This is a genomic window from Synechococcus sp. OH2 (assembly GCF_047462155.1).
Taxonomy (GTDB): domain Bacteria; phylum Cyanobacteriota; class Cyanobacteriia; order Thermostichales; family Thermostichaceae; genus Thermostichus.
Map to the genome: position 1 here is coordinate 19,891 of NZ_JANSIR010000001.1, position 3,310 is coordinate 23,200.

Sequence of the window (3,310 nt, forward strand, 5' to 3'; positions counted from 1 at the left end):
ATCGTTGCAATTTAATCATTTTTCTGGCCAATTGTTGCTGTTTTGTTTCAGCCCGATCCCAGCTCGGGAGAGGGCTTTCTGCGCTTTCTCCAGCGGGGTTGACTTCATGCCTATGCAGGCGATAAATTATGAAGGTCATTACTCTTTCTGGCTTGCCCCAGGCAGGGCTTGCTTCTCTCTAAATACCTTCCTGCCACCGTTCTATTTGCACTTTTTCTCCATGAAGATTGAGGGTGATAAAGCTGAACGATCCCTGCAGGAGAAAAGCGATGCGGAGGTGTTTTCAGCCCTCAAGGCAGGCCAATCCCAAGCTTTGGCCATCCTCTACGACCGGCACGCCGGTTTAGTGTACGGAATTGCCTGCAAGATGTTGGGCAACTCTGCCGAGGCCGAAGATCTGACGCAGGACATTTTTCTGAGTTTGGCCCGTTCTTCCTTCGATCCCAAGCGGGGATCCCTGCGCACTTACCTAGGCATTTTGGCCCGCTCCCGCTGCTTGGATCGGCTGCGCTCCTGGCGCAATCGACAGCGATCCCTGGAACGGGGCAGAGTGGAATTACAGGGCAACGCCGCCGAGGATACGGCCCTGGAGCAATTGGCCCGCGCTGATCAGGCAGTGGAGGTGCAAACGGCTTTGGCCGAGCTCTCTGAACATCAACGCCAAATCCTCAAAATGGCCTATTACGAAGGCATGAGCCAGACAGAAATTGCCAAGCAATTGGATCTGCCTTTGGGAACGGTTAAAGCCAGAGCCCGCCGAGGCTTGCTGCGGCTGCGCGAGTTGCTGGGAGGCGCCCTATGAAAGCCGAGTCTGTGTCTCCCGAGGAACTGCAACTGTGGCTGGCCGGCTACGTGCTGGGGGATCTCTCCCCAGAAGAGGCCGACCGACTGGAAGCGGTGCTCAAGCTGCGCCCGGAGCTACAGCAGGAGCTGCAAGCCCTGCAACAGATCCTGGAGAGGGCCTACGGCGTCGAAGAAAAGCAACCTCCCCCCAGCTTGCGGGCTTCTCTGCTGCAAGCCTACACAGAGCCGGCGCCCAAACCCCTCCCCACTTCCGGCTTGGCCATTCAGGGATCCCCACGCTGGCAGCGGGGCCTGGCGGCACTGGCAGCGGGGTTAATGGTCGCCCTAGGACTGGGGAACCTGTACCTGTGGCGCAGGCTGCAACTGGCCCAGATGGAAGGGATCCCGGTCGAGGTGTTGACTTATGAATTGCAGCCGACGGCAGAAAACGTGACTGGCTCGGTTACGGTAGAGGTGGATCCGCAGGGCTTGCGAGGGAAGCTAGTGGCCCGTGGTTTGCCGCCGCTGCCGGAGGGCCGCGTCTATGCGCTCTGGGTGGTGCTGGAACCGGAAGCGCCTTTCACCAAGGATAAGGCGGGGGCGATCCTCACTGCCGCTTTTCGAGTAGACGCGGTGGGGAATCAAGAACAGGAGCTGCGCCTACCGCCAGTGTTTGCATCCGCAGAATGGGTGCGGGCGGTGGCCATTACCGAGGAAGATGGCAGCCGGCCCCAAGAGCACCAGGGATCCCCTCTGTGGATTTCCGGCTAGCCGGAGCAGGGGCCAACCAACATAGGTCTGTCCCAGGGCATGGCCGTGCTCACCTGTCCAGGATCCCTCTGAGGGCACTTTCGTCGATGTGGATCGGCAAAAGACAGTGCCAGGCGGCGCACCCCCCCCCAGCCACCCTACCGTTGGGAAAAGTTGTGGGCGCACCGGAAGTGTATCAGCATTAAGATGAGGGTCACTACCCCGGCACAGCAAAAGCCAACTTGGAGGTCACCCTATGGGCGAAGCGAAGCGCCGCAAAACCCGCAAAAGCCCCGATCCTGACCAAGAGCTACTGTTTCCCCAGCTCAAAGATATTCCTCTCACCAAAGCCCAAGCCCGCACGATCTACAATTGGACAACTCGGGGCGCTTGGGCCGGCATTATTCTCCTGGCCATTGTCTGGGTAGTGGTGCGATTTGTGGGGCCTGCGTTGGGCTGGTGGCACCTGGTGGGCTAGACGGCTGGATCCTTTGAGTTTTCCTGGAGTTTCCCCATGCGATCCTATTTGGCAGCCGCCCTTCAGATGACCAGCACCCCCGATCTGGCCGGCAACCTACAACAGGCAGAGGAGTGGATTGACTTTGCGGCGCGGCGGGGATGTGAGCTGGTAGCTTTGCCGGAAAACTTTGCCTTCATGGGGCCGGAGGCAGAAAAAGCTCGCCTTGCCCCAGAGATTGCGCAGCGGGCCGAGGAGTTTTTGGCCAAGATGGCCCAGCGCTACCAGGTATTCGTGCTGGGCGGGGGATACCCGGTGCCGGATGGACAAGGCAAGGTGTACAACACCGCCGCCCTCTACAGCCCCGAGGGCAAGGAGCTGGCCCGCTACCGCAAGATCCACCTTTTTGACGTCAACCTGCCCGACGGCAACACCTACCGCGAGTCGAACACGGTGGTGAGCGGCAACGAGGTGGTGGTCTGCCAGGAAGAGCGGCTGGGCATGCTAGGTCTATCGGTTTGTTACGACGTGCGCTTTCCCGAGCTGTATCGTTCCTTGGTGGATCGAGGAGCGCAGGTGCTGTTGATCCCCGCCGCCTTTACCGCCTACACGGGCCGGGACCACTGGCAAGTTTTGCTGCAGTGTCGCGCTATTGAAAACACCTGCTACGTGATTGCTCCCGCCCAGGTGGGCACCCACTACGAGCGGCGGCAATGTCATGGCCACGCCATGATCGTGGATCCTTGGGGGACGATCCTGGCGGATGCCGGCGGCGAAAAACCAGGGGTGGCCATTGCCGAGATCGACCCGGAGCGCCTGCAGCTTATCCGGCGGCAGATGCCCTCGCTGCAGCATCGTCGTCTGGCCTGTACTGTCAGCCTTTAGGGATCCCCTATGCCTTGGCCGCCCTTGATCCTCTACAGCAAGCCCGGCTGCCACCTCTGTGAGGGCCTAGCGGAGAAGTTGCAGCAGATCCCTGAGATCGCCACGTTGGAAATCCGCGACATTACTGCCAACCCCGCCTGGTGGGAGCGCTACCAACTGGAGGTTCCCGTGCTGAGCTTGGCGGGGGATCCCGAACGATCTCTGCCCCGCCCCTCGCCGCGGCTAACCGTGACCCAGTTACGCACTTGGCTGGAACGACAGTTGGGTTGACGGCTTAAGAGGCTAGCGCTTCGCTGCGGGCGGTATAGCCAGCTTGGCGGAGGGCCTCAACTGCAGCCTGGGCATTTTTAACCCAAAATTGGGATCCCAGTCTTACCCAGAGCGTGTGGGGAGGGGCGACGATGGCCGCCACAACGGGGATGCGATTTTCTTCCT

At 60.3% G+C, this 3,310-nt stretch carries 5 protein-coding genes; all 5 read left to right on the top strand.

The window, feature by feature from the left end; genetic code table 11:
• The first annotated feature begins 220 nt into the window (after positions 1-220).
• The 5 genes from NW835_RS00105 (at position 221) to NW835_RS00125 (ending at position 3,145) form a co-directional block, all read left to right on the top strand.
• Positions 221-802, top strand: coding sequence for a sigma-70 family RNA polymerase sigma factor (locus NW835_RS00105; protein WP_414363765.1), 582 nt, complete (start codon positions 221-223; stop codon positions 800-802).
• Positions 799-1,554, top strand: a complete 756-nt coding sequence (locus tag NW835_RS00110) for an anti-sigma factor domain-containing protein (RefSeq protein ID WP_414363764.1) — start codon at positions 799-801, stop codon at positions 1,552-1,554. Before NW835_RS00105 ends, NW835_RS00110 begins: the two co-directional genes overlap by 4 nt.
• Before the next feature lie 235 nt (positions 1,555-1,789).
• Positions 1,790-2,011, top strand: a complete 222-nt coding sequence (locus tag NW835_RS00115) for a DUF2839 domain-containing protein (protein WP_414377388.1) — start codon at positions 1,790-1,792, stop codon at positions 2,009-2,011.
• A 36-nt stretch (positions 2,012-2,047) separates the two neighbouring features.
• Positions 2,048-2,875: a carbon-nitrogen hydrolase family protein gene (locus tag NW835_RS00120; protein ID WP_414363761.1), complete on the top strand. Its 828-nt coding sequence runs from the start codon at positions 2,048-2,050 to the stop codon at positions 2,873-2,875.
• Between the two features lie 9 nt (positions 2,876-2,884).
• Positions 2,885-3,145 (top strand): glutaredoxin family protein, encoded by a 261-nt coding sequence (locus NW835_RS00125; protein ID WP_414370516.1) that lies wholly within the window; start codon positions 2,885-2,887, stop codon positions 3,143-3,145.
• The last annotated feature ends 165 nt before the right edge of the window (positions 3,146-3,310 follow it).